Annotated in this window: 25 protein-coding genes and 1 pseudogene; 8 read left to right on the forward strand and 18 right to left on the reverse strand. The window is 68.4% G+C overall.

Annotation, left to right across the window (positions count from 1 at the left end; genetic code table 11):
- Positions 1–767 (reverse strand): annotated as a pseudogene (locus tag J7E68_RS06230) (chaplin family protein); the annotation flags it as partial.
- 109 nt (positions 768–876) lie between these two features.
- Entirely contained in the window at positions 877–1,914 is a 1,038-nt protein-coding gene (locus tag J7E68_RS06235; RefSeq protein ID WP_215170859.1) for a hypothetical protein, read from the reverse strand.
- Between the two features lie 554 nt (positions 1,915–2,468).
- On the opposite strand from J7E68_RS06235, the gene dnaB reads away from it, so the two are divergent.
- On the forward strand, positions 2,469–3,842 hold the full coding sequence (dnaB, locus tag J7E68_RS06240) for a replicative DNA helicase (RefSeq protein WP_215170861.1): 1,374 nt from the start codon (positions 2,469–2,471) through the stop codon (positions 3,840–3,842).
- A 269-nt stretch (positions 3,843–4,111) separates the two neighbouring features.
- Here the strand turns inward: dnaB and J7E68_RS06245 are convergent, their stop codons facing one another.
- Positions 4,112–4,867 carry an SDR family oxidoreductase gene (locus J7E68_RS06245; protein ID WP_215170863.1) on the reverse strand — a complete coding sequence of 252 codons (756 nt, stop codon included), beginning with the start codon at positions 4,865–4,867 and terminating at the stop codon, positions 4,112–4,114.
- A gap of 83 nt (positions 4,868–4,950) precedes the next feature.
- On the reverse strand, positions 4,951–5,712 hold the full coding sequence (locus tag J7E68_RS06250; protein WP_215170865.1) for an SDR family oxidoreductase: 762 nt from the start codon (positions 5,710–5,712) through the stop codon (positions 4,951–4,953).
- Between the two features lie 210 nt (positions 5,713–5,922).
- Here J7E68_RS06250 and J7E68_RS06255 point away from each other — a divergent pair, with 210 nt between their 5' ends.
- Positions 5,923–6,831: an RNA polymerase sigma-70 factor gene (locus J7E68_RS06255; protein WP_311416502.1), complete on the forward strand. Its 909-nt coding sequence runs from the start codon at positions 5,923–5,925 to the stop codon at positions 6,829–6,831.
- Between the two features lie 62 nt (positions 6,832–6,893).
- On the forward strand, positions 6,894–7,238 hold the full coding sequence (locus J7E68_RS06260; protein ID WP_215170875.1) for a hypothetical protein: 345 nt from the start codon (positions 6,894–6,896) through the stop codon (positions 7,236–7,238).
- Here the strand turns inward: J7E68_RS06260 and J7E68_RS06265 are convergent.
- Positions 7,235–8,020 carry a DNA/RNA non-specific endonuclease gene (locus J7E68_RS06265; protein ID WP_215170877.1) on the reverse strand — a complete coding sequence of 262 codons (786 nt, stop codon included), beginning with the start codon at positions 8,018–8,020 and terminating at the stop codon, positions 7,235–7,237. The genes J7E68_RS06260 and J7E68_RS06265 overlap by 4 nt on opposite strands.
- Before the next feature lie 120 nt (positions 8,021–8,140).
- Positions 8,141–9,037, reverse strand: a complete 897-nt coding sequence (locus tag J7E68_RS06270) for an SDR family oxidoreductase (RefSeq protein WP_215170879.1) — start codon at positions 9,035–9,037, stop codon at positions 8,141–8,143.
- A 172-nt stretch (positions 9,038–9,209) separates the two neighbouring features.
- Here J7E68_RS06270 and J7E68_RS06275 point away from each other — a divergent pair, with 172 nt between their 5' ends.
- The gene (locus J7E68_RS06275; RefSeq protein ID WP_215170881.1) at positions 9,210–9,767 is read left to right on the forward strand and encodes a dihydrofolate reductase family protein; all 558 of its coding nucleotides are present in this window, start codon (positions 9,210–9,212) and stop codon (positions 9,765–9,767) included.
- Between the two features lie 18 nt (positions 9,768–9,785).
- On the opposite strand, the gene J7E68_RS06280 is transcribed toward J7E68_RS06275, so the two are convergent.
- The 5 genes from J7E68_RS06280 to J7E68_RS06300 form a co-directional block, all read right to left on the reverse strand.
- Positions 9,786–10,013 carry an RNA-binding S4 domain-containing protein gene (locus J7E68_RS06280; RefSeq protein WP_215170883.1) on the reverse strand — a complete coding sequence of 76 codons (228 nt, stop codon included), beginning with the start codon at positions 10,011–10,013 and terminating at the stop codon, positions 9,786–9,788.
- Positions 10,014–10,119: 106 nt separating this feature from the next.
- The gene (locus J7E68_RS06285; protein ID WP_215170885.1) at positions 10,120–10,941 is read right to left on the reverse strand and encodes a PepSY domain-containing protein; all 822 of its coding nucleotides are present in this window, start codon (positions 10,939–10,941) and stop codon (positions 10,120–10,122) included.
- Positions 10,942–11,064: 123 nt separating this feature from the next.
- On the reverse strand, positions 11,065–12,336 hold the full coding sequence (locus J7E68_RS06290) for a glutaminase (RefSeq protein WP_251048701.1): 1,272 nt from the start codon (positions 12,334–12,336) through the stop codon (positions 11,065–11,067).
- Positions 12,337–12,401: 65 nt separating this feature from the next.
- Positions 12,402–13,733, reverse strand: a complete 1,332-nt coding sequence (locus J7E68_RS06295) for a HAMP domain-containing sensor histidine kinase (protein WP_311416509.1) — start codon at positions 13,731–13,733, stop codon at positions 12,402–12,404.
- A complete protein-coding gene (locus J7E68_RS06300; RefSeq protein WP_215170887.1) occupies positions 13,726–14,403 on the reverse strand; it encodes a response regulator transcription factor in 678 nt (225 codons plus the stop codon). Before J7E68_RS06300 ends, J7E68_RS06295 begins: the two co-directional genes overlap by 8 nt.
- 211 nt (positions 14,404–14,614) lie before the next feature.
- Here J7E68_RS06300 and J7E68_RS06305 point away from each other — a divergent pair, with 211 nt between their 5' ends.
- Entirely contained in the window at positions 14,615–15,169 is a 555-nt protein-coding gene (locus tag J7E68_RS06305; protein WP_215170889.1) for a hypothetical protein, read from the forward strand.
- Between the two features lie 34 nt (positions 15,170–15,203).
- Here the strand turns inward: J7E68_RS06305 and J7E68_RS06310 are convergent, their stop codons facing one another.
- From J7E68_RS06310 to J7E68_RS06320, 3 genes are all read right to left on the reverse strand, one after another.
- Entirely contained in the window at positions 15,204–15,410 is a 207-nt protein-coding gene (locus J7E68_RS06310) for a CDGSH iron-sulfur domain-containing protein (protein WP_215170891.1), read from the reverse strand.
- The gene (locus tag J7E68_RS06315) at positions 15,407–16,447 is read right to left on the reverse strand and encodes an iron-containing redox enzyme family protein (RefSeq protein ID WP_215170893.1); all 1,041 of its coding nucleotides are present in this window, start codon (positions 16,445–16,447) and stop codon (positions 15,407–15,409) included. Before J7E68_RS06315 ends, J7E68_RS06310 begins: the two co-directional genes overlap by 4 nt.
- 123 nt (positions 16,448–16,570) lie before the next feature.
- Positions 16,571–17,020 (reverse strand): carboxymuconolactone decarboxylase family protein, encoded by a 450-nt coding sequence (locus J7E68_RS06320; RefSeq protein WP_311416513.1) that lies wholly within the window; start codon positions 17,018–17,020, stop codon positions 16,571–16,573.
- Between the two features lie 100 nt (positions 17,021–17,120).
- Between J7E68_RS06320 and J7E68_RS06325 the strand changes: the two genes are divergently transcribed.
- Positions 17,121–17,300, forward strand: a complete 180-nt coding sequence (locus J7E68_RS06325) for a hypothetical protein (protein WP_215170895.1) — start codon at positions 17,121–17,123, stop codon at positions 17,298–17,300.
- A 20-nt stretch (positions 17,301–17,320) separates the two neighbouring features.
- On the opposite strand, the gene J7E68_RS06330 is transcribed toward J7E68_RS06325, so the two are convergent.
- The 4 genes from J7E68_RS06330 to sigJ form a co-directional block, all read right to left on the reverse strand.
- Positions 17,321–18,706 (reverse strand): LLM class flavin-dependent oxidoreductase, encoded by a 1,386-nt coding sequence (locus J7E68_RS06330; protein ID WP_215170897.1) that lies wholly within the window; start codon positions 18,704–18,706, stop codon positions 17,321–17,323.
- A gap of 82 nt (positions 18,707–18,788) precedes the next feature.
- Complete coding sequence (gene pnuC / locus J7E68_RS06335) at positions 18,789–19,520, reverse strand: nicotinamide riboside transporter PnuC (RefSeq protein ID WP_215170899.1); 732 nt, start codon at positions 19,518–19,520, stop codon at positions 18,789–18,791.
- A complete protein-coding gene (locus J7E68_RS06340) occupies positions 19,517–20,044 on the reverse strand; it encodes a GNAT family N-acetyltransferase (protein ID WP_215170901.1) in 528 nt (175 codons plus the stop codon). Before J7E68_RS06340 ends, pnuC begins: the two co-directional genes overlap by 4 nt.
- A 211-nt stretch (positions 20,045–20,255) precedes the next feature.
- Entirely contained in the window at positions 20,256–21,167 is a 912-nt protein-coding gene (sigJ, locus tag J7E68_RS06345; protein WP_215170903.1) for an RNA polymerase sigma factor SigJ, read from the reverse strand.
- Between the two features lie 173 nt (positions 21,168–21,340).
- Between sigJ and J7E68_RS06350 the strand changes: the two genes are divergently transcribed.
- Positions 21,341–22,093: an SDR family oxidoreductase gene (locus J7E68_RS06350; RefSeq protein ID WP_215170905.1), complete on the forward strand. Its 753-nt coding sequence runs from the start codon at positions 21,341–21,343 to the stop codon at positions 22,091–22,093.
- Positions 22,094–22,375: 282 nt separating this feature from the next.
- A complete protein-coding gene (locus tag J7E68_RS06355) occupies positions 22,376–22,867 on the forward strand; it encodes a hypothetical protein (protein WP_215170907.1) in 492 nt (163 codons plus the stop codon).
- Positions 22,868–22,985 lie beyond the last annotated feature (118 nt).

A 22,985-nucleotide genomic window follows, 5' to 3' on the forward strand; every position in this document is an offset into this window, starting at 1 on the left:
CCGAGGACGGAGATGGCGTTGCCCGAGACGACCACGGGTGCGGTGACCGGTGCGACGACCTGCGTGCCGCTCGCGACCCCGTCATCGCCCGACGTGGTCGGGTCGACGGAGCCGGTCGCTGCATCACTCGAGGAAGCCGGTGCTGCGGCATCCTGGCCGAGTGCGTCGCTGTCGCCGAGGAGCGACAGCGAGTTGCCCGACACGGTGATCGGCACGTCGACGTCGACCAGAGCCTGGGTGCCCGAGAGCAGACCGTCGATGCCCGTCGTCGTGACCGCCGGGGCGGGTGCGGTGGGAGCCGGGGCCTGGGGAGCCTCGGCCGGCGCCGCCGCCGTCTCGCTCGACGAATCGCCGAGAAGGGTGATGGCGTTGCCGCTCACCGTGACGGGCAGGGTGACGTCGACGACGGCCTGGGTGCCCGACGCGGTGCCGGACTCGCCACTCGTGGTCGGCGCCGGTGCTGGGGCTGGTGCCGGCGCAGGTGCCGGAGCTGGGGCTGGTGCCGGCGCAGGGGCCGGGGCGGGTGCCGGGGCGGGGGCAGGAGCGGGAGCAGGTGCCGGAGCCGGCTGCGCGGAGGAGTCTCCGAGCAGTGAGACCGCGTTGTCGACGATCGTGACGGGGATCGAGATCGGAGCATCCGCCTGGGTGCCCGAGAGCAGACCGTCTTCTCCCGATGTGTCTGCCGCATTGGCGGCTGTCGCGCCGAGCAGGGTGATCCCGCCGGCGAGTAGCGTGCCCCACAGGGCCCGCTTGATGAATGTACGCATGATGACCTTCTCCTGACTGAGTGTGGGTGTGTCTGGATGGGTGCACGCGAAGAGCTTGTGCGCGCGCAGCACGGCATCTGTCGTTCACGAGGAACGACCGGACAACCCGTCAGTCAGGAGAGACGTCGGTGTCGGCGACCAGCGACGTCGGCAGGACGTCGTCGGGTGCACCGGGGGTGCGTTCCACAGCGCGGAACGCGGGAATGCCCACGTCGCTGAGGCGAGCGTGGCTGAGAGAGGATGCTCCGCTGGACCCCGCGGAGGAAGACGGCGCTGCAGGCGCACCGAACGGGGGCGCCGATGGCGCAGGATCGTCGTCGGATGCGGGCGCACCGGTGGCCGGGGCTTGCGCGGGCCCGGTCGCCACGCGATCGGATGCCGAGAGGTGGCCCTGCGTCGTCTGATCGAGAGGCTCGAAAGTGCGCTCGGTCGAGACGGCTCCGACGGCCACGGCCGCGATGTCGTTCACGGTCGGCACCGCAGGCCCTGCCGGCTCCGAAGAGGGGGCATCCGGTGCGGTCGGGTCGAGAGCCGAGATCACCGGGGGAACGGTGGAATCCACCACGCCACCGACGACATCGGTCGTCGCATCGGCGACTCCGACGACGTCGTCGATCAGGCCGGTGACTCCGAGCTCATCGACCAGACGGCCGACGACGGGCAGCGCGGCGACGGCATCCTGCACGGGCTTCACGATCTGCGAGACCGGAGCATCCTTCAGCAGGTCCGTGACCGGGGCCACGACGGCCTGGGCCGTATCGGCGACGGCCTCGACCACCGGGGCGGTCGCAGGACCGGCGACCGGCACCGCCGTGACCGTCTCGGACACGTGCTCGACGACCGGCGGCGCAATCTGCTGCACCGGGGCGACGACCTGGGTGACCACGGGTGCGACCACTTCAGTGACGACGGGCTTCACGACCTGGGTCACGACCGGCTTCGTCACGGCGGTCACCGTGTCGCCGACCGACGAGACCGTGTCGCTGACGAGTGATGTGACGCCACCCAGAAGCGACGGGTCGGATTCCTCATCGGCGTGCGCTGCGGATCCTCCGGTCAGAACGGTGATCGCTGCCCACGCGAGCGCGCCCAAGCCACCCCAGAGGGCGACGGTCGGTAGACCGCGCCGGGTTGCCTGAGCGTTCACGTCGACTTCCCTCCCCCGAGAGCCATCGTTCGTTCCGACGCACTTCGCGTCGATTGCCGGTGACGATACTCCCGGTATATCGGGTTGTCTAGACCGATCTGCTCGAAAACGATGACATCTCGCGCACATTTCCCGGGGTTGCGACGTGTGACGCGCCCGGTGAAATCTCGGCTTGACTTTCCCCAGGTTCTACACATCCCGCACCGGATTCGATGAACCTTCAATGCGCGGTTGAAGCACATTCTCATCCACAGGGTGGGGAAACAGTAAAGTCCAGGTCGAAGGCAAAAAGAAAGTTGCTCGGCGAGGTACTCCACCGAGTTATCCACACCCGTTCTGCACAGACACTCCGGACTTGTTCGCACGGTTTCCACAGAGTTATCCACAGGCTGTGTTGCGACCGAAAACCCCCGCTCGTAGCGTGGTCGAGCGACCCGATGTCGGAAGTACCTGATTTGCTGCGCAGACGGTCCTCCCGAACTGAATCACAGCGTGACGCCGACCACCGTCGGCTCCGCACACACCGGGGAAACGTCGCCAGCGAAGGGAGCAGCGTGTCGATCGCCGACATCTCAGAGGAGCGCCTCGGAGGCAAGCGTCCCCCCGAGCGGACCCCTCCGCACGACACGCTCGCAGAGCAGAGCGCGCTGGGTGGAATGCTCCTGTCGAAGGATGCCGTCGCCGATGTGATCGAGACGCTCAAGGGCGCCGACTTCTACATCCCCAAGCACGAGCTGATCTTCGAGGCGATCCTCTCGCTCTACTCCCACGGTGAGCCGACCGACGTCGTCGCCGTCACCGACGAGCTGATCAAGACGGGTGAGCTGAGCCGTGCCGGTGGCGCCGACTACCTGCACACACTCACCTCGATCGTCCCGACCGCAGCCAACGCCGGCTACTACGCGGGCATCGTGTCCGAGCGTGCGATCCTGCGCCGACTGGTCGACGCAGGAACCCGCATCGTGCAGCTCGGCTACGACGGCCAGGGCGACGCGACGGACATCGTCAACAACGCCCAGGCCGAGACCTACTCGGTCACCGGCACCGAGACCGCCGAAGACTACGTCCCCCTGACGACCGCGGTCGACGCCGCGATCGAAGAGATCGAGGCCGCCAACGGTCGCGACGGCTCGATGACCGGCATCCCGACCGGCTTCAAAGAGCTCGACGAGCTCACCAACGGTCTGCACGGTGGCCAGATGATCGTCGTCGCCGCGCGACCCGCCATGGGTAAGTCGACGCTCGCGCTCGACTTCGCCCGCGCGGCATCCATCGGCCACGACTTCCCGTCGATCTTCTTCTCGCTCGAGATGGGCAAGAGCGAGATCGCCATGCGTCTGCTCAGTGCCGAGGGTGCGATCCCGCTGCAGCACATGCGAAAGGGAACCCTCGACCCCCGCGACTGGACGACTGTCGCGTCGACCCGTGGTCGCATCAACGATGCGCCGCTCTACATCGACGACAGCCCGAACATGACGCTCGTCGAGATCCGCGCCAAGTGCCGTCGCCTCAAGCAGCGCGTGGGGCTGCGCATGGTCATCATCGACTACCTGCAGCTCATGACCTCGGGCAAGCGCGTCGAGTCGCGTCAGCAGGAGGTCTCGGAGTTCTCGCGAAGCCTCAAGCTCATCGCCAAGGAGCTGCAGGTTCCCGTCATCGCCCTGTCGCAACTGAACCGTGGTCCCGAGCAGCGCACCGACAAGAAGCCCGCGATCAGCGACCTGCGAGAGTCCGGCTCGATCGAGCAGGACGCCGACATGGTGATCCTGCTGCACCGCGACTCGGTCTACGACAAAGACGTGCGTCCGGGCGAGGCCGACCTGATCGTGGCCAAGCACCGTAACGGTCCGACCGCGACGATCACCGTGGCCTTCCAGGGTCACTACTCGCGCTTCAAGGACATGGCACCGGGCGGCGACTTCAACTGAGCGCGGGTTCCGTCCGCTCCGACCAGGGGAGGACGGGACGCCCCCACCACGGGGGAGGCGGCAGAAAGGGCGCCCCATCCGATGCCGCCGTATGGACGGCACCCCAGCTGTCGCGTTACAGCGCGACAGAGCTGTGACGTAAGCGTGACACCAGCCCGCGCCTCGCGCAAGACCATCTGCTGACCGGCATACCGCCGTCTGGGTGGTCGTGCGGGGCGCCCCACTGCAGTGCGCCCCGCGCATCTCACCCGCGGTCTGCGTGCGCAGCGCTACTGGCGCGGCGGGTTCAGCGGCAGCCACTCCTCGAGCGTGGTGTCGAAGATCTGCGCGCCGTCGAGGGGGATGAGGGTACGTTCCTCGATCTGCGCGCCGTAGTACGGCGCCGTGTCATCGCGGACAACCGTGCGAGCATCGCCACGGAAGGCGAGCGCGCGGCGCGCGAACTCGTCCATCCCGAAAGCCTCGGGGCCTGCGATCTCGACATCTCCGACGGGCTTGCCAGCCGCGGCACGGGCGACGGCGGAAGCGACATCCTCTGCGGCGATCGGCTGGATGAGCGCGCCGGGGAGCGTCACCACGTCGCCCTCGGTCGAGATGTCGGCGATGCTGCCGACGAACTCGAAGAACTGCGTGGCGTGCACGAGCGAGTACCCGATGCCGGAGTCCCGGATCAACTTCTCCTGGGCGACCTTCGCCGCGAAGTACGGGATGTTCTGGGGGCGGTTCGTGCCGACGATCGTGAGGGCGACATGATGGGCGACCCCGGCCTCGGCCTCGGCCGCGAGAAGGTTGCGAGTCGAGGTGGTGAAGAAGTCGAGCACATCATCCGGGGCGAAAGAGGGGGAGTTCGACACGTCGACCACCGCGTCCGCGCCGACGAGCGCCTCGGCGAGTCCCTCGCCGGTGAGTGAATTGACGCCGGTGTTCGGCGATGCGGCGACGGCTTCGTGGCCGTGCTCGGTCAGTCTCGCGACGACCTTCGAGCCGATGAGGCCTGTGCCTCCGATGACGACGATCTTTGCCATGTCAGAACCTTTCGTGTGAGCGACGCCGGTGGTGGCGTCTGGCAGATACGACCGCGCAGGGGTCGGGGATGTGACGTCGCCGATCAGCCGGCGACAGGCGTCTGCACCCGCCACTCGTGATATCGGGTCGGCGCGATGATCGCTGTCGCCTCGGGCAGAAGGTCACGCGGCCCGAGGGGCGCGCCGAAGTACGTGCCGAGCGGATCCGCGACGACCTCGCGGTCGTCCTGTCGCGCTCGCAGATCGATGGCTGCGAGCTCCCGAAGGCTGAAGACCTCGGGGCCCCCGTGCTCGATCACCCCGAATCGAGGCGCGGCGAGCGTGGCGCGGACGACGGCGTTCGCGACGTCATCCGCCGCCATCGGCTGCACGAGCACATCGGCCACGTGGGCTGCGCCTTCGCGCATCGCGTGATCTGTGATGTTGCGGATGAATTCGAAGAACTGCGTCGCGTGAACGAGTGAGAAGGGGCGACCGGATGTCGAGATCAGGCGTTCCTGCTGCTGCTTCGCGATGAAGTATCCGCCCTGGGCGCGCGCGAGGCGATCGGTGCCGACCACTGACAGAGCGACGTGGTGTCTGACGCCCGCGGCTTCGCCATAGCCGAGCAGGTTCATGGTCGAGGTGTAGAAGAACTCCTGGGCCGCAGCCTCGTCGGTGTACGAGGAGTTCGATACGTCGACCACGGCCGCAGCGCCCGCGAGTGCGCCGTCGAGCCCCTCCCCGGTGAAGGAGTTCACCCCTGTCGACCGTGCCGCGACGACGGCCTCGTGGCCGGCGTCGCTCAGAATGCGCACGACCCGGGCGCCGATCAGCCCGGTGCCGCCGATGACCGTGATTCTCATGTCGCTCCTTCGATCGAGGGGATGCCGTCGACAACCCGCGTGTACCTGTCTGACCGGCCGAAGCGGGTGAGTGTGACAGGGTCGGCGCATTCGGAGCGACTTCGTCGGTCGCCGTCACAGATCACCCGGCTGCCCGGTCAGAGAGGGAGAGGGGCTGACAGGGGCGCCGCAGGCTTGCCGGAGCTCATTGACACGGTGGAGAGTGGAGACGTGACCGCGACGAGCGATGAACACGGTGACCGCAACGGCGATCTCGATGCGGCGGTGGAGGTCTTCGCCGCGCAACGCCGCCGCCTCTTCGGGATCGCGTACCGGATGCTGGGCACGGTGGCCGACGCCGAGGACATTGTGCAGGACGCGTGGATCCGCTGGCAGAACACCGATCGGACTCAGGTGCACGAGCCGGCGGCCTTTCTCACCACCGTCACGACCCGACTCTCGATCAACGTGCTCCAGTCCGCGCATTCCCGACGGGAGACCTACATCGGACCCTGGTTGCCCGAACCGGTGAACACCGACGACGATCCGGCGCTCGGTGCCGAGCGCGCCGAGGCGCTGCAGTTCGCCATCCTGCTCACGCTCGAGAAGCTGACTCCGACCGAGCGCGCGGCGTACATTCTGCGGGAGGCGTTCGACTACCCCTATCCGCGCATCGCCGAGGTGATCTCGTCGAGCGTCGTGAGCGCTCGGCAGCTCGTCAGTCGCGCACGCGCCCATCCCACCTCGGCGAAGCAGACCGCGGTCGAGCCGTCGCATCAGCATCGACTGCTCGAGGCCTTCCTCACGGCGGCTCAGAACGGCGACGCGCAGGAACTCGAGAAGCTGTTCGCCGATGACGTCGTCAGTTACACCGACGGCAACGGCGTGAAGCTCGCGGCGAGGATTCCCATCATCGGGCGAGGGCGTGTGGCGAAGTTCGTGGCCGCGTTCGCGCACCACTTCTGGATCGGCAAGGCGATCGACTGGGTCGAGGTGAACGGGCAGCCGGCCGCGACCCTCACCGAGAACGGAGAGGTCACCACGATGGTCACGGTCACGACCTCGGACGAGGGCATCGAGCAGCTGCTCTGGGTGATGAGCCCGCAGAAGCTCCGACACGTCACCGCGGTCGGCGCATGACCCGGAGGCAGTACCCGGCGTGGTTGCGCCGGAGGCATCGTGGTGCGACCGGACGGACCACGATGGACGAGCTCGCAGCCGCCCTCGTGACCGGTGAGCAGGCCGGCATCGGAGCGGTCCTGCGAGCGGACGTCGAACTCGTGATCGACAGTGGCGGGCTCCTGCCCGAGTCGTCGACGCCGGCCGAGGGGCGTGCCGCAGCATCCGCCCGACTGGTGGCACTGATGACGGCAGAGACGTCGGTGACGATGGCGTCGATCAACAGCGTCCCCGGCTTCGTGCTCGTGAGAGGCGACCGGGTGGTGGCGGCGGTCTCAGCCGAGAGTCGAGCGGGACTGCTGTCGACCGTCTGGGTGGTCTGCAACCCCGACAAGCTGCGGCACTGGAACCGACGCGACGAGAACTAGAGCACGATGTCGGCGCGCGATTCCAGCGGGATCCAGTCGGTCGTGCGCACGCCGCGGCGAGGGAGCACGTCGGCTGGGGCGAGTGGCCCGAGCTCGAGGCCGGTCGCCGCCGCGATCTCACTGATCGGAACCTGGAACGTGCGGAACGCCCCGAGGGGTGGCACCGCGAACAGTCCGTCGGATGTCTCGACCAGCTCAGACTGATCGAGCATGAATCCCGCGGCCGAGAGGCCGTCGGGAGCCTGCCAGGCCGCGATCTTCCAGAAGCGCAGCGGAACGCGGATGCCGCGATACGGCGGGTCGCCGGCGCCGAGAACAGGGGCCGTGAACACCGAGATGCGCTGCGCCGTCGCCTCCGCGTACTCGAGCACATGATCTTCGAGGCCCAGCCACAGTTCCCGAGATTGATTGAATCCTGCCGCCTGCGGGGCCGCGTTCGGGTAGAAGAACGTGGCCTCGGTCGCCGCTCGGGCATCCTCGACATCGCCCCAGCCGGGGTCGCGCCGGCGCACGAGGTGCCCCCGGTCGAGGTCGTTGCGGGAGTAGACCTCGGGTCCGGTCTGCTCTCGGGCGTCGATCCGAGGGTCGAGTCGCCACTCGCCGGTGCGGGGGAGTTCGCGCAGCAGCTTCCCGTCGATGTTGACCCCTGTCACCGCGGCGAGGCGGCGTTCGGGATCGAGCAGCACCGTGAAACGCGGGTACGTCAGCTCGGTCGCCTTCGGCGCCGGTCGGGGCAGCGGAACTCGCGTCGGGAGGAAGTCGAGGTCGTATCCGTCTGGCATACCGTCATACTGCCTTGACCCGGCGACATCGCCCAGGGGATGCTGACGTCGCCCAGGGCCGCCGCACAAGGGAACGCCCCCGCCCGATCGTCTCGGGAGGGGGCGTTCTCAGTCAGCGGGTCACGGGGTGGGCATGCCGCCGTTGACGTTGAGCGTCTCACCGGCGACATAGCTCGACTCGGCCGAGGCGAGGAAGACGTACGCCGGGGCGAGTTCCGCGGGCTGTCCCATGCGGCCGAGCGGGGTGTCTTCGCCGAACTCCGGGAGCTTCTCCTGCGGCTGTCCGTCGCTGGGCTGCAGCGGGGTCCAGATCGGTCCGGGTGCCACGGCGTTCACTCGGATGCCCTTCGGCGCGAGCTGCTGGGCGAGGCCCTTGGTGAAGGCGTTGATGGTCGCCTTCGTCGAGGCGTAGTCGACGAGGATGTCCGACGGCGAGTACGCCTGGATCGACGTCGTGTTGATGATCGTCGAGCCTGCGGGGAGGTGCGGCAGGGCCGCCTTCGTGATCCAGAACATCGCGTAGACGTTGGTCTTGAAGGTGTCGTCGAACTGCTCGTCGGTGATGTCGGTGAGCGACTCCTTGTAGACCTGCTTGCCGCCGTTGTTGACGAGGATGTCGAGGCCGCCGAGAGCGCCGACCGCCTCTGCGACCAGGGTGCGGCAGTACTCGGCATCCCTCAGGTCGCCCGGGATCTGCGCCACGGTCGCACCCGCTTCGCGCAGGATGCCGGCGATGCGTGCCGCATCCTCTTCCTCTTCCGGCAGGTATGAGAGAGCGACGTCGGCGCCTTCACGCGCGAACGCGATCGCCGTGGCCGCGCCGATTCCGGAGTCACCGCCCGTGATGAGGGCCTTGCGCCCGGTGAGGCGTCCGGTGCCGCGGTAGCTCTCTTCGCCGAGGTCGGCCTTCGGGGCGAGATCGGCGTCGAGGCCCGGTTCGGGCAGGTGCTGCCTCTTGGGCTCGATGTCGGAGTAGAGCTCGGCCGGATCGGTGAAGGTGTACTGGTCGCGAGACATGGGGGTTCCTCTCGGTCGCTGGTATGGGGGGATTGCCCAATGGTGCGCCGCGAGGTCGGATACCGGCCAGCACCTTGCGTCTCAGGTCTGAGGTCGCTAAGGGCTGGTCAGCGCGAAGCCAGCCGACCGAGAGGGGTCGACCAGCCCCGCGCGCCCGGAGTAGCCTCGCCGCATGGGTCGACTCATCTACTCCATGATCACCTCGCTCGACGGCTACGTCAGCGGACCCGACGGCGGCTTCGACTGGGCGCTCGACGAAGAGCTGCACGACTTCATCAACAGGCAGTTCCACAACGTCGGCACCTACCTCTACGGGCGACGCATGTACGAGACGATGGTCTATTGGGAGACGGCCCACCTCGAGCCCGATCAGCCGCAGGTGGGCATCGACTATGCGCGGGTGTGGCAGGCGGCAGAGAAGATCGTCTTCTCGAAGACGCTCGCCGAGGTGACGAGCGAGCGCACACGGCTCGAGCGGAACTTCGATCCCGACGTCGTCGAGCAGTGGAAGGCGGAATCCGACAGCGACTTCACTGTCGACGGTCCGACGCTGGCCGCCGAGGCGATCCGCGCCGACCTGGTCGACGAGTTCGGCCTGTTCATCGGGCCGGGGATCGTCGGCGGCGGCAAGCCGTTCTTCCCCGACGGAGTGCGGGTCGACCTCGAGCTTCTCGAAGACAAGCGCTTCCGCAGCGGGGTGATGTTCCTCCGCTACGGAACGCGGCGGTGATGGAAGCGGGGTCCGCGATCAGGGGCGGACGCGAACGGTGCGGCCCTCGAAGGTGACCAGATCGCCGTCGTGCAGCTGACGTCCACGGCGCCGATCGACCTCGTCGTTGACCTTCACGAACCCGTCGATCACGACCTCCTTGGCGTTGCCGCCCGAATCGAGCAGCCCCGAGTACTTCAGGAACTGGCCGAGGCGGATCATCTCGCCGCCGATGGAGACATCGTCGATCGGACCGGAATTCGTCATGACTCCGATGCTAGTCGCGACATCCCGGGCGAGGCCCCGGCACCCGCCTGAGACGACTCGAGCCGCCGACCCGTGGGGCCGGCGGCTCGAAGAACGACGAGGGCGATCAGTCGTCGATGTCGGTGCCGACGACGGCGTAGTCGGCGCTGAAGTCGATGTCGATCGAGCGGCGGTCGCTCGTGAGCACCGATGCGTCGTAGGGGCTGACCTCGTCGTTGTCGGCGTCGAGATCGGTGATCATGCCGTCGGCCTCGGCCAGGGCCGCATCGACGAGCGCACGGATGGCGGCCTCGTCGAGGGTGTGAGTGGGGGCGGCGTCGTCATCCTGCTCGGTGGAGATCACGGTGGCGGTGTTGTCGGCATCCACCCGCACTTCGGTCTCGCTGCCGTTCGCGGCGACCAGCTGAACCTCCCAGGTGCCGTCGCGCTTCGCGTCGATCGAGGTGACGTCGCCCTCGGCTGCGCCGCGTGCGGCGTCCGCGATCGCGACGAGCTCGTCAGCGGAGTCCGTGCCGATCCCGGTCACCGGGCCGCCACCGTCGGGTGCACCCTGAGCGGAGTCGTCGTCGTCACGGTCGTCACCGGGCTGTCCGCCGTTGCCGCCGTCGTCCGGCCGGGGTCCGTCCGAGACCGAGGGGCGGTCGTCGTCATCACCGATGTCGTCGCCGATCGCTGCGCCGAGCGCCACTCCGCCACCGGCGAGGATGACTGCTGCAGCGATCCCGCCGCCGATCAGCAGGGCGCGCTTGCGGCCGCGCTTCGGGGCGGCAGCAGGAGCAGGTGCCGCAGCAGGTGCCGCGTCGGCGGTCGCGGGAGCGACGGGTACGGTCTGCGCGTCGGGTGCCGGAGGTGCGGGGGGCGCCGGCGGAGTCGAGTTCGCGGGGAGGTTCTCGGGTGTCTGGTCGGGGGTCGGGTTCTTGTCGTTCATGTCTCGATGCTCTCGCGGCAGTGCTGAAGCCACCCTGAAGCGTCCTGAAGAGCCCTTCAGGATCGGGGATCGGGATCGGGATCGGGCCGGGATCGGGCCGGAAGAGGGAGAGTGACCGCCGGGTCAGCCGCGCACAGCGCTCGCCACGTCGGAGAAGGATGCCGGTACATAGCCGCCGTGGGCCTGCTCGCCGTGCACGAGCTCGCCCGACCCGGTCTCGGCACTGCCGAGCACACCCCACGGGTCGACGATCCGCACGTCGTGGCCGTCGAGGTGCAGGCGACGCACGCCCTCGAGCAGCATCCGCTTGGCGATGTCGTTGGCTCGTTGCACACGATCGAGGTCGACGATCACAGGGTCGTCGCCGGCAGGCTCCTCGGCGAAGCCGCGCAGCACACGCTCCGCCTCCATGAAGTGCAGGTCGCCCGCGATCTCGTGCACGGTCGCGCCGTCGTGCTCGACCCGCCGCGACACCGAGCGCGCGGTGTCGGTCGACGTCATGAGGTGCAGGCCGAGGTCGTGGTTCATGCGCTCGAACATGCGCACGCCGCGGGTGCTGTTGCCGTGGGGGTCGAGGCGCGGCGAGAACACGGCGATGCCGACCTGACCGGGCAGCACGCCCATGAGACCGCCGGCGACGCCGCTCTTGGCGGGGATGCCGACGGAGGTCAGCCAGTCGCCCGCCGAGTCGTACATGCCGCAGGTCGTCATGACGCTGAGCACCTGCCGGTTGATGGCCGGATCGATCACCTGGTCGCCGTCGGGCGTGCGTCCGCCCGCGGCGAGCACCGACCCCATGCGGGCGAGGTCGCGCACCGTGACCGACACCGAGCACTGTCGCGTATAGCCACGCACGACATCGGCAGGGTCGGCGTCGAGGGTGCCGACCGTGCGCAGCATGTAGGCGAGGGCCATATTGCGGTCGGCGGCCGACAACTCGGACTCGAACACGTCCTCGGCGATCGAGAGCTCGCGTCCGGCGAGGCGGCTGTAGAGGTCGAGGATGCGCTCGACGCGGTCATCGGCCTTCTCGCCGCGTACGAGAGCATGCGAGGCGAGCGCCCCCGCGTTGATCATCGGGTTGCGGGGGCGACCGGTCTCGCGCTCGAGCGAGATCTCGTTGAACGCGTCACCGGACGGTTCGACGTCGATGTGCTCGAGTACGGTCTCGAGACCCTGATCGGCGATCGCGAGCGCATAGGTGAACGGCTTCGAGATCGACTGGATCGTGAACTCCACGTCGGCGTCGCCGGCGACATAGACCTTGCCGTCGAGAGTGGCGACGGCGATCGCGAGGCGGTCGGGGTCGGCGTGCGCGAGCTCGGGGATGTACGAGGCGACTTCACCCGCATCCTCTCCGCACGACTCGAGCAGCACGTCAAGGTAGTCGATCATGGGGGTCTGCATATCCACCATGCTCGCATGCGGCGACGCACTGCTCTCGCGGGGTCGCCCTCGGTTCAGGGCGAGAGGGGCAGAGTCACCACGAACCGTGCGCCGCCCCATCGGGAGCGGTCGACCGACACGGTTCCGCCGCCGGCCGCCGCGATGCCCTGCACGATCGCGAGGCCGAGACCGCTGCCGCCGGCATCGCGACTGCGAGCCTCGTCGAGCCGCACGAAGCGCTCGAAGATGCGATCGCGCTCGTCGGCGGGCACGCCGGAGCCGTCGTCCTCGACGGTCACGAACACCCACGAATCCTGCGGGATCACACTGATCGCGACCCTCTCAGCGCTGTGCCTGGCCGCGTTGTCGGCGAGGTTGCGCAGCAGCTGGCCGAGCAGGCGGGGGTCGCCATCGACGCGCGCCGCACGGATGCCGGAGCCGTCGACCTCGATGCCGCGCGAGCGCAGCCGACGCACCTCACCCAGGGCGAGGTCGTCGAGGTCGACGGCCTCGTCATGCGTGCTGCCGCCCTCGTCGAGCCGGGCGAGCAGCAGCAGCGACTCGACGATGCCCTGCAGCCGCAGCCCCTCGTCCGACACGACCTCTGCGAGCTCGCCGATGCTGGTCGTGGCAGGATGCGCCTGCGCGAGCTCGGCGTGTTGACGGATCGTCGCGAGGGGCGATCGCAGCTCGTGCGAGGCATCCGAGACGAAACGTCGTTGCGCCGTGGCCGACGAGTCGAGGCGATCGAGCATCCGGTTCATGGTGGTCGCCAGTGCCGCGATCTCGTCGGACGACGGCGGCACCTCGACTCGTCTGTGCAGGTGCTCGGCGGTGATGCCGTCGACCTCCTGACGGATGCGGGTCACCGGTCGCAGCGCGCGGCCGACGACGAGCCAGGTCGTCACCGCGACGAGCAGCAGCAGCAGCGGCACCGCGACCGCGAGCAGCACGGCGACGGTCGACAGCGTCTCGGCGTCGTCTTCGATAGGGACGGCGAGCACGAGGGTCTCGTCGTCGTCGAGGTCGTCCGAGACGACCAGCATCGGGGTTCCGTCGATCGTCAGGGTGCTCGCGTGGTCGGCGACGGGCAGCGCGGTGGAACCCAGATCGTCGCGGGCGTCTTCGCTGGCGGCCTTGACCGCGCCGTCTTCTCCGATGATCTGCACGATCTCGTCGTCGAGGGAGTCGACGCCGCGCTCGCCGCCCGGCCCGCCTCCGGGGCCGTCGAATCGCTCCGCGAGTTCATCGAGTCTCTGCTCGGCCGTGCGCTCGGCGCTGGCGTGGATGCTCGAGCTCAGGATGCCGTAGAACGAGAACGCCCCGATGAGCAGGGCGACGGCCACGACGAGAGTCGCGCCGAGGGTCGTGCGGCCGCGCACCGACCGCCATCCGCGACTAGCCACCGTCTGCCGCCAATCGGTAGCCGGCACCGCGGATCGTCTCGATCGCCTCGCGGCCGAAGGGCTTGTCGAGCTTGCGGCGAAGGTGCCCGACGTAGACCTCGACGATGTTCGGGTCGCCGTCGAAGTCGTCGTCCCACACGCCCTCGATCAGAGCGCGCTTCGAGAGCACCTGACCGCGGTGGCGCATCAGGTGCTCGAGCACGGCGAACTCGCGGGCGGTGAGCGTGACCTGGGTCTCGCCGCGCCAGACATGGTGCGACGACGGGTCGAGCTTGAGGTCTCCCGCTTCGAGCACGGCGGGGCGGGCGACGGCGCCGCGGCGCACCAGGGCGCGGATCCGCGCGACGAGGATCGCGAACGAGAACGGCTTGGTGACGTAGTCGTCGGCGCCGGTCTCGAGCGCCTCGACCTGATCCCACTCACCGTCCTTCGCGGTGAGCATGAGCACAGGGGTCCAGTTCTCTTCGGCGCGCAGCGCCTCGCAGACCTTCCAGCCGCTCATACCGGGCATCATGAGGTCGAGCACGATCGCGTCGTACCGGGTCTCGCGGGCACGCCACAGGCCGTCGACGCCGTTGTGCGCCACGTCGACCGCGAAGCCCTCCGCCTCGAGTCCTCGGCGTACGGCGTCGGCCAATCGCACCTCGTCGTCAACCACCAGGATCCGCATTCCTCCAGTGTGGCGGGCGCACGCTGAATCCGCGCTGAAGCGGGGTCGTCGCGCCTCGTAGCCGCATCGTGCCTGCGCCGCAGGAGGAGAACTGCGCCTCGGAAGGACCGATCGCCGCAGATGCTCCTCCCGGGGCGCAGATCTCCTCCCGGGGCCACGACTTGGCGCGCTCCCGATTGGCGCCGTCCGTCGCCTGTGGTTGCATGAGGTCATGACCGGAATCCGGGGGGACGGGTCGAGAGGCGCGCGTCTGCCTCTCGTCCTTGCGACGTTGACACTGCTCGCCACGACGACAGTGCTCGCGGGATGCGCGACCGCGACCAGCGGGCCGTTGGGCGCAGCACCGACCGAATCACCGACGCCCACCCCCACGGCGGCATGCCCGCAGGTCGAGGGCGTCGAACTGCCGCCGGAGTGCGCGCCCTACGACCCGGACAACGCGATGGCGCAGAATGAGCGCTACCGCGACCGGGTGGACCTCGCCGACGAGAGCCGCGAAGCCGCCGAGAAGCCGGCCCAGTCGGTGCGCGCCGGTCTCGAGAGGCTCCGCACCTCGGGCGGCCTGTCGGTCGCGGCTGTGGAGGAAGTGTTCGCCGACGCCGGCCTCACCGATATCCAGACGATCGGCGACGAGCGCGCGGTCGCATTCGGGGTGGCCGCACCTGAGGGCGGATGCATCTTCGGTGAAGTGTCGGCCGACGTCCTCACCGTCGAGATCGGCGGCGTCATCATGGACGGCGGATGCCTGCCAGCCGAGGGGCACTGATCACGACCGCCGACAGGCACGGCGGGACCGGACGTCAGGCGTCGGTACGGAACCCTGCCGCCTTGTGCGTGCCGTCGCAGAACGGCTTGATGGTCGAGAGTCCGCAGCGGCAGAGCGCGACGGTGCGGCGCTTCACCTCGATCGGCTCGCCGTCGGATGACTCCAGCACCGCTGCGCCGCGCACCAGCAGCGGCCCGTCGGGGTAGGCGGTGATGGTGACGGCATCCTCTGAGGCGCTCATCGATCAGCCCTCGATCGCAGTGACGATTCGTCTCGGGTCCACGAGTCGAGCATGTGACCCGCTGCCCATCCGTCGACCGTGAGGCAGGCGGCCGCGCCGAACATGATGTCGGGCAGCAGGTCGGGCCGGTCTTCGGCGAGCCCGCCCGCGAGGTCTCGCGCCGCGATCTGCTCGTGCACGGCATCCGCCTCGACGTGCTCGTCGAAGTAGTCGGTGACGTCCTCGGTGAAGCCGAGCCGGCGCAGGCCGTCGCCATACAGGCGGTTGGGGATCGATGAGGTCATCTCGAACGCGGCGAGGTGTCCGACGATGGCGCCGACGAGGCGGCGATTGAGTCCGAACATCGACATCGTGTTGAGCGACGCGAGCGTGATCGCCGGAACATCGTCGACATAGCCGCCGTAGGTGTCGTCGAGCCCGGCGCCTCGCATCGCGCGCGCGAAGATCGTCGCGTGCACCCGGTCGGGACGCCCGCCGCCATACTCATCTGACTGGATCTCGACGAGAGCTGCCTTGGGGCGACCGGTCAGGCGGGGGATGGCCCACGAATGCGGATCGGCTTCGCGCAGCGTGTAGATCGAGCGCTGCATGAAGAACTCGCGCATCTGCCCCTCGGTCGCCTTCTTCGCGACGTAGCGCGACAGGCTGGGCCCGGTGTCCGACTCGGCGAGAGCGAACAGGGCGCGGCCCACCGCATCGACGGTCGGCTCGGGGAGGTCGGGCGCGGGGACGCTCGCCCGCAGCGCGCGCTCGAAGGCCTGCTCGAGGATCCCCCGCGTGGCGACCAGGCCCGGATCCCACTCGAGGGTCGGGTCGAGATCGGGAAGCGAGCCGTACGACGACGCGTAGAGCACGAAGAGCGCGAGCTGGATGTCTTCGTCGCGCACCACGTCGTCGCTCATCGCCAGCGCCGCCTCGGCTCGAACCCCGAGGTCGTCGACGTCGCCGCCGGTCAGCCGGCGGATGACGGCGTCGCTGAGCGGGCCGCGAGAGGTGATGCCGAGGAGGGCGGACGGAGTGAGTGCTGGCGCGGACATACTCGAAGTCTCGCCGTCGATGCGTCGCCCGAGAAGGGTCTTGACGGCGACGCTCGGATGCGGAAGAGCGATGCGGAAGGGCGGATGCCGCAGCATCCGCCCCCATCCCCGCCCGCCCACGGGTCAGGCGTGCACGGGGTAGTGACTGCTGATCGCGATGCGGTTCCAGCTGTTGATCACGACGGTCAGCCAGGTCACGGCGGCGATCTGCTTCTCGGTCAGCACGCCCTCGATCTCGACTCCGCGGTCGGCCAGGCGTCCGTGGTCGCCGATCATCGTCACGTTCTCGGCGATCTGCAGGGCCGCCTGCTCCTCGGCCGAGAAGTACTGAGACTCCCACCAGCCCGCGAGCACCGCCAGCCGGTCGGCCGTCTCTCCGGCTTTGACCGCGTCTGCGCAGTGCATCTTGAGGCAGAAAGCGCAGCCGTTGAGCTGCGACGCCCGCACCTTGACCAGTTCGACGAGCAGTGGCGAGAGCCCGGCATCCGCCCCTGCCTCTGCGGCCTTTCCGGCGAACTCCAGCATCGCCTGGTACGGGGCTGCGTAGATCTTGCCGATGTTCACGTGCGACACGTCGTCTCCTTCACTGAGGGGGCGCCGGATGCGCCTCCCTCAGTACTGACGGAGCAGCCCACGGATCTGTGACGTCGCCTGTGACGCCTAGGCTGGAACCATGAACAAGAACTCGCTCTGGACCGTCGTCGGCGTCGTCCTCGCCGTGGTGATCGCCTGGTGGATCGTCAGCGCGCTGTTCTCGATCCTGTGGTTCATCGCCAAGCTCGCGATCGTGCTCGTCGTCGCTGTCGTGGTCTTCCTGGTGCTGCGCGGGCTGTTCAGCTCGAAGGCCGACTGACCGGCTCAGCGAGAGGCCGATCAGGCGACGGGGGCCGTGGCTCCCACCCGGTAGCGCGCCGCGCGGTGCGTGTCCTGCACGCGATCACCCTTGCCCTGCAGCTTGTTGCGCAACGTGCCCGGCGTGTACTCGTTCGGGTAGACGCCGCGCTCTCGCAGCACCGGGATGACGTGATCGATCACGTCCTGCCAGGTGCCGGGCGTGACGGCGTAGGCGAGATTGAACCCGTCGATGTCGGTCTCCTCGACCCACGACTGCAGCTCGTCGGCGATCTCGACTCCCGATCCGACGATGGTCGGGCCGAGGCCGCCGATCGCGTTGTGGCGGCCGAAGTCGCCGACGGTCCACTCGCGTCCGAGGTCTGCTTCCTCTTTGAGGTGCTGCAGCACCGACTGGATCGCGTTCGACTCGACATTGCCCACGGGCTCGTCCTCGGAGTACTGCGAGAGATCGACACCCATCCATCCCGACATGAAGGTCAGCGCGCCCTCGGGGCTGGCGTACGAGAGGTACTCGGCGTGCTTCGCCGCGGCATCCTCACTGGTCGCCGCGGTGATCACGGTCAGCAGCGTGTAGATCTTCGCGTCGTACCGGTCGCGCCCGGCCTGTTCGAGCCCGTCGCGGATGCGCGTGACGGTGCCGGCGAGCACCTCCTTCGAGGGCGCCGCGACGAAGATCGCCTCGGCGTTCTCTGACGCGAAGCGCACACCGCGGGGGCTGGCGCCGGCCTGGTAGATCACGGGGGTGCGCTGCGGTGAGGGCTCGGAGATGTGGATGCCGGGAACGCTGAAGTGCTTTCCCTCGTGGCCGATCGGGTGCACCTTCGACGGATCTGTGAAGATGCCGCGCTCGCGGTCTTCGACGACGGCGTCGTCTTCCCACGACCCCTCCCAGAGCTTGTAGAGCACCTCGACGTACTCGTCGGCGTGGTCGTAGCGGTCGTCGTGCGCGAGCTGATCCTCCTGACCCATGTTGCGCGCGGCGCTGGGCAGGTAGCCGGTCACGACGTTCCAGCCGACACGTCCGTTGGTCAGGTGGTCGAGGGTGCTGAGGCGACGCGCGAACGGGTAGGGGTGCTCGAAGGCCGTGCCGGCCGTGATGCCGAAGCCGAGGTGCTCGGTGACCGCGGCCATCGCGCTGACCAGCAGGATCGGGTCGTTCACCGGCACCTGCGCGCCGTTGCGGATCGCCGCCTCGTTCGTGCCGCCGTAGACGTCATAGGTGCCGAGCACGTCGGCGATGAAGATGCCGTCGAACGTCGCGCTCTCGAGAAGCTTCGCGAGATCCGTCCAGTACGAGATCGTGTTGTACTGACGTGAGCGGTCGTCCGGATGCCGCCACAGGCCCGACGACTGGTGGGCGACGCAGTTCATGTCGAAGGCGTTGAAGCGGATCTGGCGAGTCATGCCGTCAAGCAAACCCGCCGATCGAGCCTCCGGCCAGGCTCGGCGACATGCGCCGACACATTCGCGCGCTCAGGCCCGGCGATCAGTCGCGGTCGCCGTCGACGGTCTTCATGGTCGAGGTGATCGGGCGAGGGTCGGGCATGAGCGTGTCGACCTGGGGTTTCGCATTCGCCTGCGCGCGGCACCAGACGACGAAGCCGACCGCGGTGAAGACGCCGTAGAACACGTACATCAGCCCGGTGGCGTAGAAGCCCGAGCTGAACAGCAGCGGCACGCCCACGACGTCGACGGCGATCCAGATGAGCCAGAACTCCGTCCAGCCCTTGGCCATGCCGTAGGTGGCGAGCAGCGAGCCGACGAAGGTCCAGGCATCCGCCCAGACGGGCTCCCACGAGCCGAGCGCGCGGAAGAGCGGAGTGAGGGCGATCGTGCCGATCACCATCACGAGCACCAGGCCGATGCGCGCGCTGTGGGGCGCCCATCGCGGGGTCACGCGTCCGCCGTTCGAGGCCGCTTGGCGCCAGCGCACCCAGCCGTAGATCGCGACGATGATGAACATGACCTGGCGGCCCGCCTGGCCGAGCAGATGCGGCAGCTCGTGATCGGGATTCAGGATCGACCCGAGGAACACGGTGAGCAGCAGCAGGTTGCCCACGATGCCGACGGGCCATGCCCAGATCTTCCGCTGCATGCCGCCGAGGGCGCTCGCCAGGCCGAACACGTTGCCGACCACCTCGCGGATCAGCAGCACCTGACCGCCCGGGAGCACCCACTGCGAGTTGAAGGCGTCTGCGAGCCAGAGGAGCGCGTTCATCGGACCTCGTCGGGGAAGGGGCGCTCGTCGAGAACCAGCTGCAGGAAGGTGAGGTCGAGCCAGCGATCGAACTTGGCGCCGACCTGCGGCATGCGCCCGACCTGCATGAAGTCGAGGCGCTTGTGCATGATGATCGACCCGGTGTTGCTGCTCTCGATCGCCGCGACCATCACATGCTTGCCGAGTCGTCGCGCGCGGTCGATGAGCTCGACCATGAGGGCCTTGCCGATGCCGCGGCCGCGCTCGCCCTCGCGCACGTACACCGAGTGCTCGACCGTGTGGCGGTAGCCGCTGTGCGGGCGCCAGTCGCCGAACGTCGCGTAGCCCAGTACCCCGGTGTCATCGACGGCGACGAGCACGGGATAGCTGCGGGCGGTGCGCTCGGCGAGCCAGGCGGCGCGGTCCTCGACCGTGACTGCCTCTTCGTTCCAGATGGCGGTCGTGGTGAGCACCGCATCGTTGTAGATGGCGGTGATCGCCTCGACGTCGGCGGTCTCGGCATCCCGGATCTGGTGGTCGCTCATCGGGTCTCCTGCATCTGCGCTCGGGTGCGCACTGGACGACGGTAGCAGGATGCCGGGGTGCGGGGACTCGCCGTGGATTCCCTCGGGGGTCGCTTGCAGGACCGGGGCACGTCCGCAGGACTGGATCCCGCAGATCCTCCTGCATCCGTGCGTCGGTACTGCAGACGGTGCGGGTTGGTGGGGTCGCTCGCCCCCGGGCATCCAGGTCGGATCAGTTGTCGGGTTGCCAGTGGGTGAGCTTGGCGGGGTTGAGGACGATCCACAGCTGAGTGATGACGCCGTCATCGACGTGCAGGTTCATGACCGAGTGCACCTTCTCTCCGTCGCGGAACACCAGGCCGAGACCGTCGCCGAACTGCCTCTCCTCGGCGGTGAAGTGCGGGTTCTTGGCGGCGATTCCGAGCAGGAAGCGCGCGACGTTGTCGGCGCCGCTCACGACGTTGCGGGCGGCGCTGACCACGCCCCCTCCGTCGCTGCGCAATTCGACGTCGGGGGCCAGGAACTTCAGCAGCGGGGCGACTTCGCCCGTGCGCGTCGCGTCCTGAAACGCCCGGACGACCCTGTCATGCTCGGCGCGGGGAACCGCGACCGCCCGACTCTCGCGCACGTGACGACGAGCGGATGCCGCGAGCTGCCGCACTGCGGCGGAGGATCGACCGACCGCCTCGGCGATCTCGTCGAAGGGCACGGCGAAGACGTCGTGCAGCACGAAGGCGACGCGCTCGGCGGGGGTCATCGCCTCGAGCACCACGAGCAGTGCGGTGGAGACGTCGTCATCGAGAGTGATGCGGTCGAGGGGATCTTCGGGAGTCGATGCCGTGCGCGATCCGATCGCTCCGGCGAAGAGTTCGGCGGGAACGGGCTCGGGCAGCCAGGGTCCGACGTACTGCTCGCGTCTTCGCCGGGCGGAGCCGAGGAGGTCGAGGGCGACGCGTCCTGCGACGGTCGTGAGCCAGCCCGCCGGATTCGCGAACCCCTCGCGCTCGGTCTCGGTGAGGCGATACCAGCGCAGAGACGACGCCTGCACGACATCCTCGGCATCCGCCAGCGTTCCTGTCATCCGATAGCCGAGGGCGAGCAGGCGGCGGCGCTCGCGGAAGACGTCGTCGAGGTCGTCGTCCATGAGTGTCTCCTCCGGGTGTTGCGCCCGTGCGGGTGCCTTCGCAGGATATGACGATGCGGGGGTGCGAAGTGTGAGGCCTCACACTCTCGAATGCTGTCTCGTCATCTCGTGCAGAGGGATGCGGCGGACGCACCCCGGTGCGGGCCGGTGACCTCGAACGGAGAGGAACTCTGATGAGGATCGCAGTCGCAGGAGGAACGGGTGTGGTCGGTCGGCACACCGTCGAGGCGGCGCGGGCCGCGGGGCACGATGTCGTCGTGCTCGCGCGTTCGGCCGGCGCTGACGTGATCACGGGCCTCGGACTCTCCGACGCGCTGCAGGATGTGGATGCCATCATCGACGCCACGAATACGACCACCCTCTCGGCCGCGAAGGCGACGGAGTTCTTCGAGACGGCGACCCGTAATCTGCTCGCTGCGGAGGCGGCCGCAGGCGTCAGGCATCATGTCGCGCTGTCGATCGTGGGGATCGACGGTATCGACTCCTCCTACTACGCGGGCAAGCTCGCGCAGGAGCGCGCGGTGGTCGCCGGCACTGTGCCGTTCACGATCGCTCGCGCGGCGCAGTTCCACGAGTTCGCCGGTCAACTGCTCGCGGGCATGTCGGGGCCGGTGGCGCTGATGCCGAAGCTGCTGATGCGCCCGGTGGCGGCGCGCGAAGTCGGGGAGCATCTGGTGCGGGTCGCCTCGGGCGCGCCGGCGGAGCGTGCGCGCGATCTCGTCGGGCCGCAGGATGAGGTTCTGTCGGATCTCGCCCGACGGCAGCTGGCGTTCGACGGAGCGCGGCGGCTGGTGCTCGGGGTGCGGCTGCCCGGCGCGTACGGGAAGGGGCTGGCGTCGGGGTCGCTGCGCGGCGGGGCCGATGCTCTGCAGGGCGAGATCACGTTCGACCAGTGGCTGGGCAGTGAGGACCATCTGCGGTCGTAGACCAACTCAGCATCCTTCAATCGAGAAGGACTATCGGGTGGCGGCGCGGTACTTGCGATACTCCGGAACTCAACGTCGAGACCCGGACATTCGAACGACTCCTCGTGTTACCTTCGCCTCACTCGGGGGTGGCCCGCAGTGTTGCATTCGACGGAGAGTGAACTTGAGAAGCAGCAGAACTTCGGGAGTCGTCGGCGCCATTCCGATCGAATTCGTGACTGGCGACTGCACGAGCGGGGTCCATGTCAACGGCGCGCTAAGTGGCAAGGGTCACGGTGAGAAATGCTGAATGGTCACGCGAAAGCGAAACTCGTGTCTCTGGGGGTTCTCGGTTTCGGGCTGGTCTTCTGCGGAGCGCAGCAGCTTTCGGCCAATGGCTCGGCTGGGAGTGCCGCGATGGCAGCCTCGCCTGCGGTGCAAGAGATTCTGTCGGACGGATCAGTAACGATCGACGAGTACGAATCGGCTTTTCGCGACTACGCGTCGTGCATGAACGAGGCGGGGTTCTCCGTCGCGCAGCATGAGCCCGACGCCAATGGGGTCATCAACTACAGCATCTCGAATGAAGCCGTAGCGAACGGTGTCGATGATGAGTGCTACGACGAGCACTACAACGCCGTGGACACGGCTTTTCAGGTCGCCCGCGAGGACAGCAGTTCGTCAGCGGAGTCCCTCCGCGAGTGCCTTCGTGCGGAGGGCATCGACCCCGCCGAAACAATGACGGCGCTGTTGGAGCAATTCGAGAGTCGCGGGCTCGATCTCGGTGACTGTTGAGCGCCGGCCGTCGGAGTGAAGAACCGTCAGACGTGCACGTCGGCGGGCGATTCCTCGCCCTCGTGGAAGTTCGGCTTCTTGCCGATTAGGCGACCGAGGCGCAGGATGTGCCCGACGC

The sequence above is a fragment of the Microbacterium sp. ISL-103 genome (assembly GCF_018613995.1).
Lineage (GTDB): Bacteria > Actinomycetota > Actinomycetes > Actinomycetales > Microbacteriaceae > Microbacterium.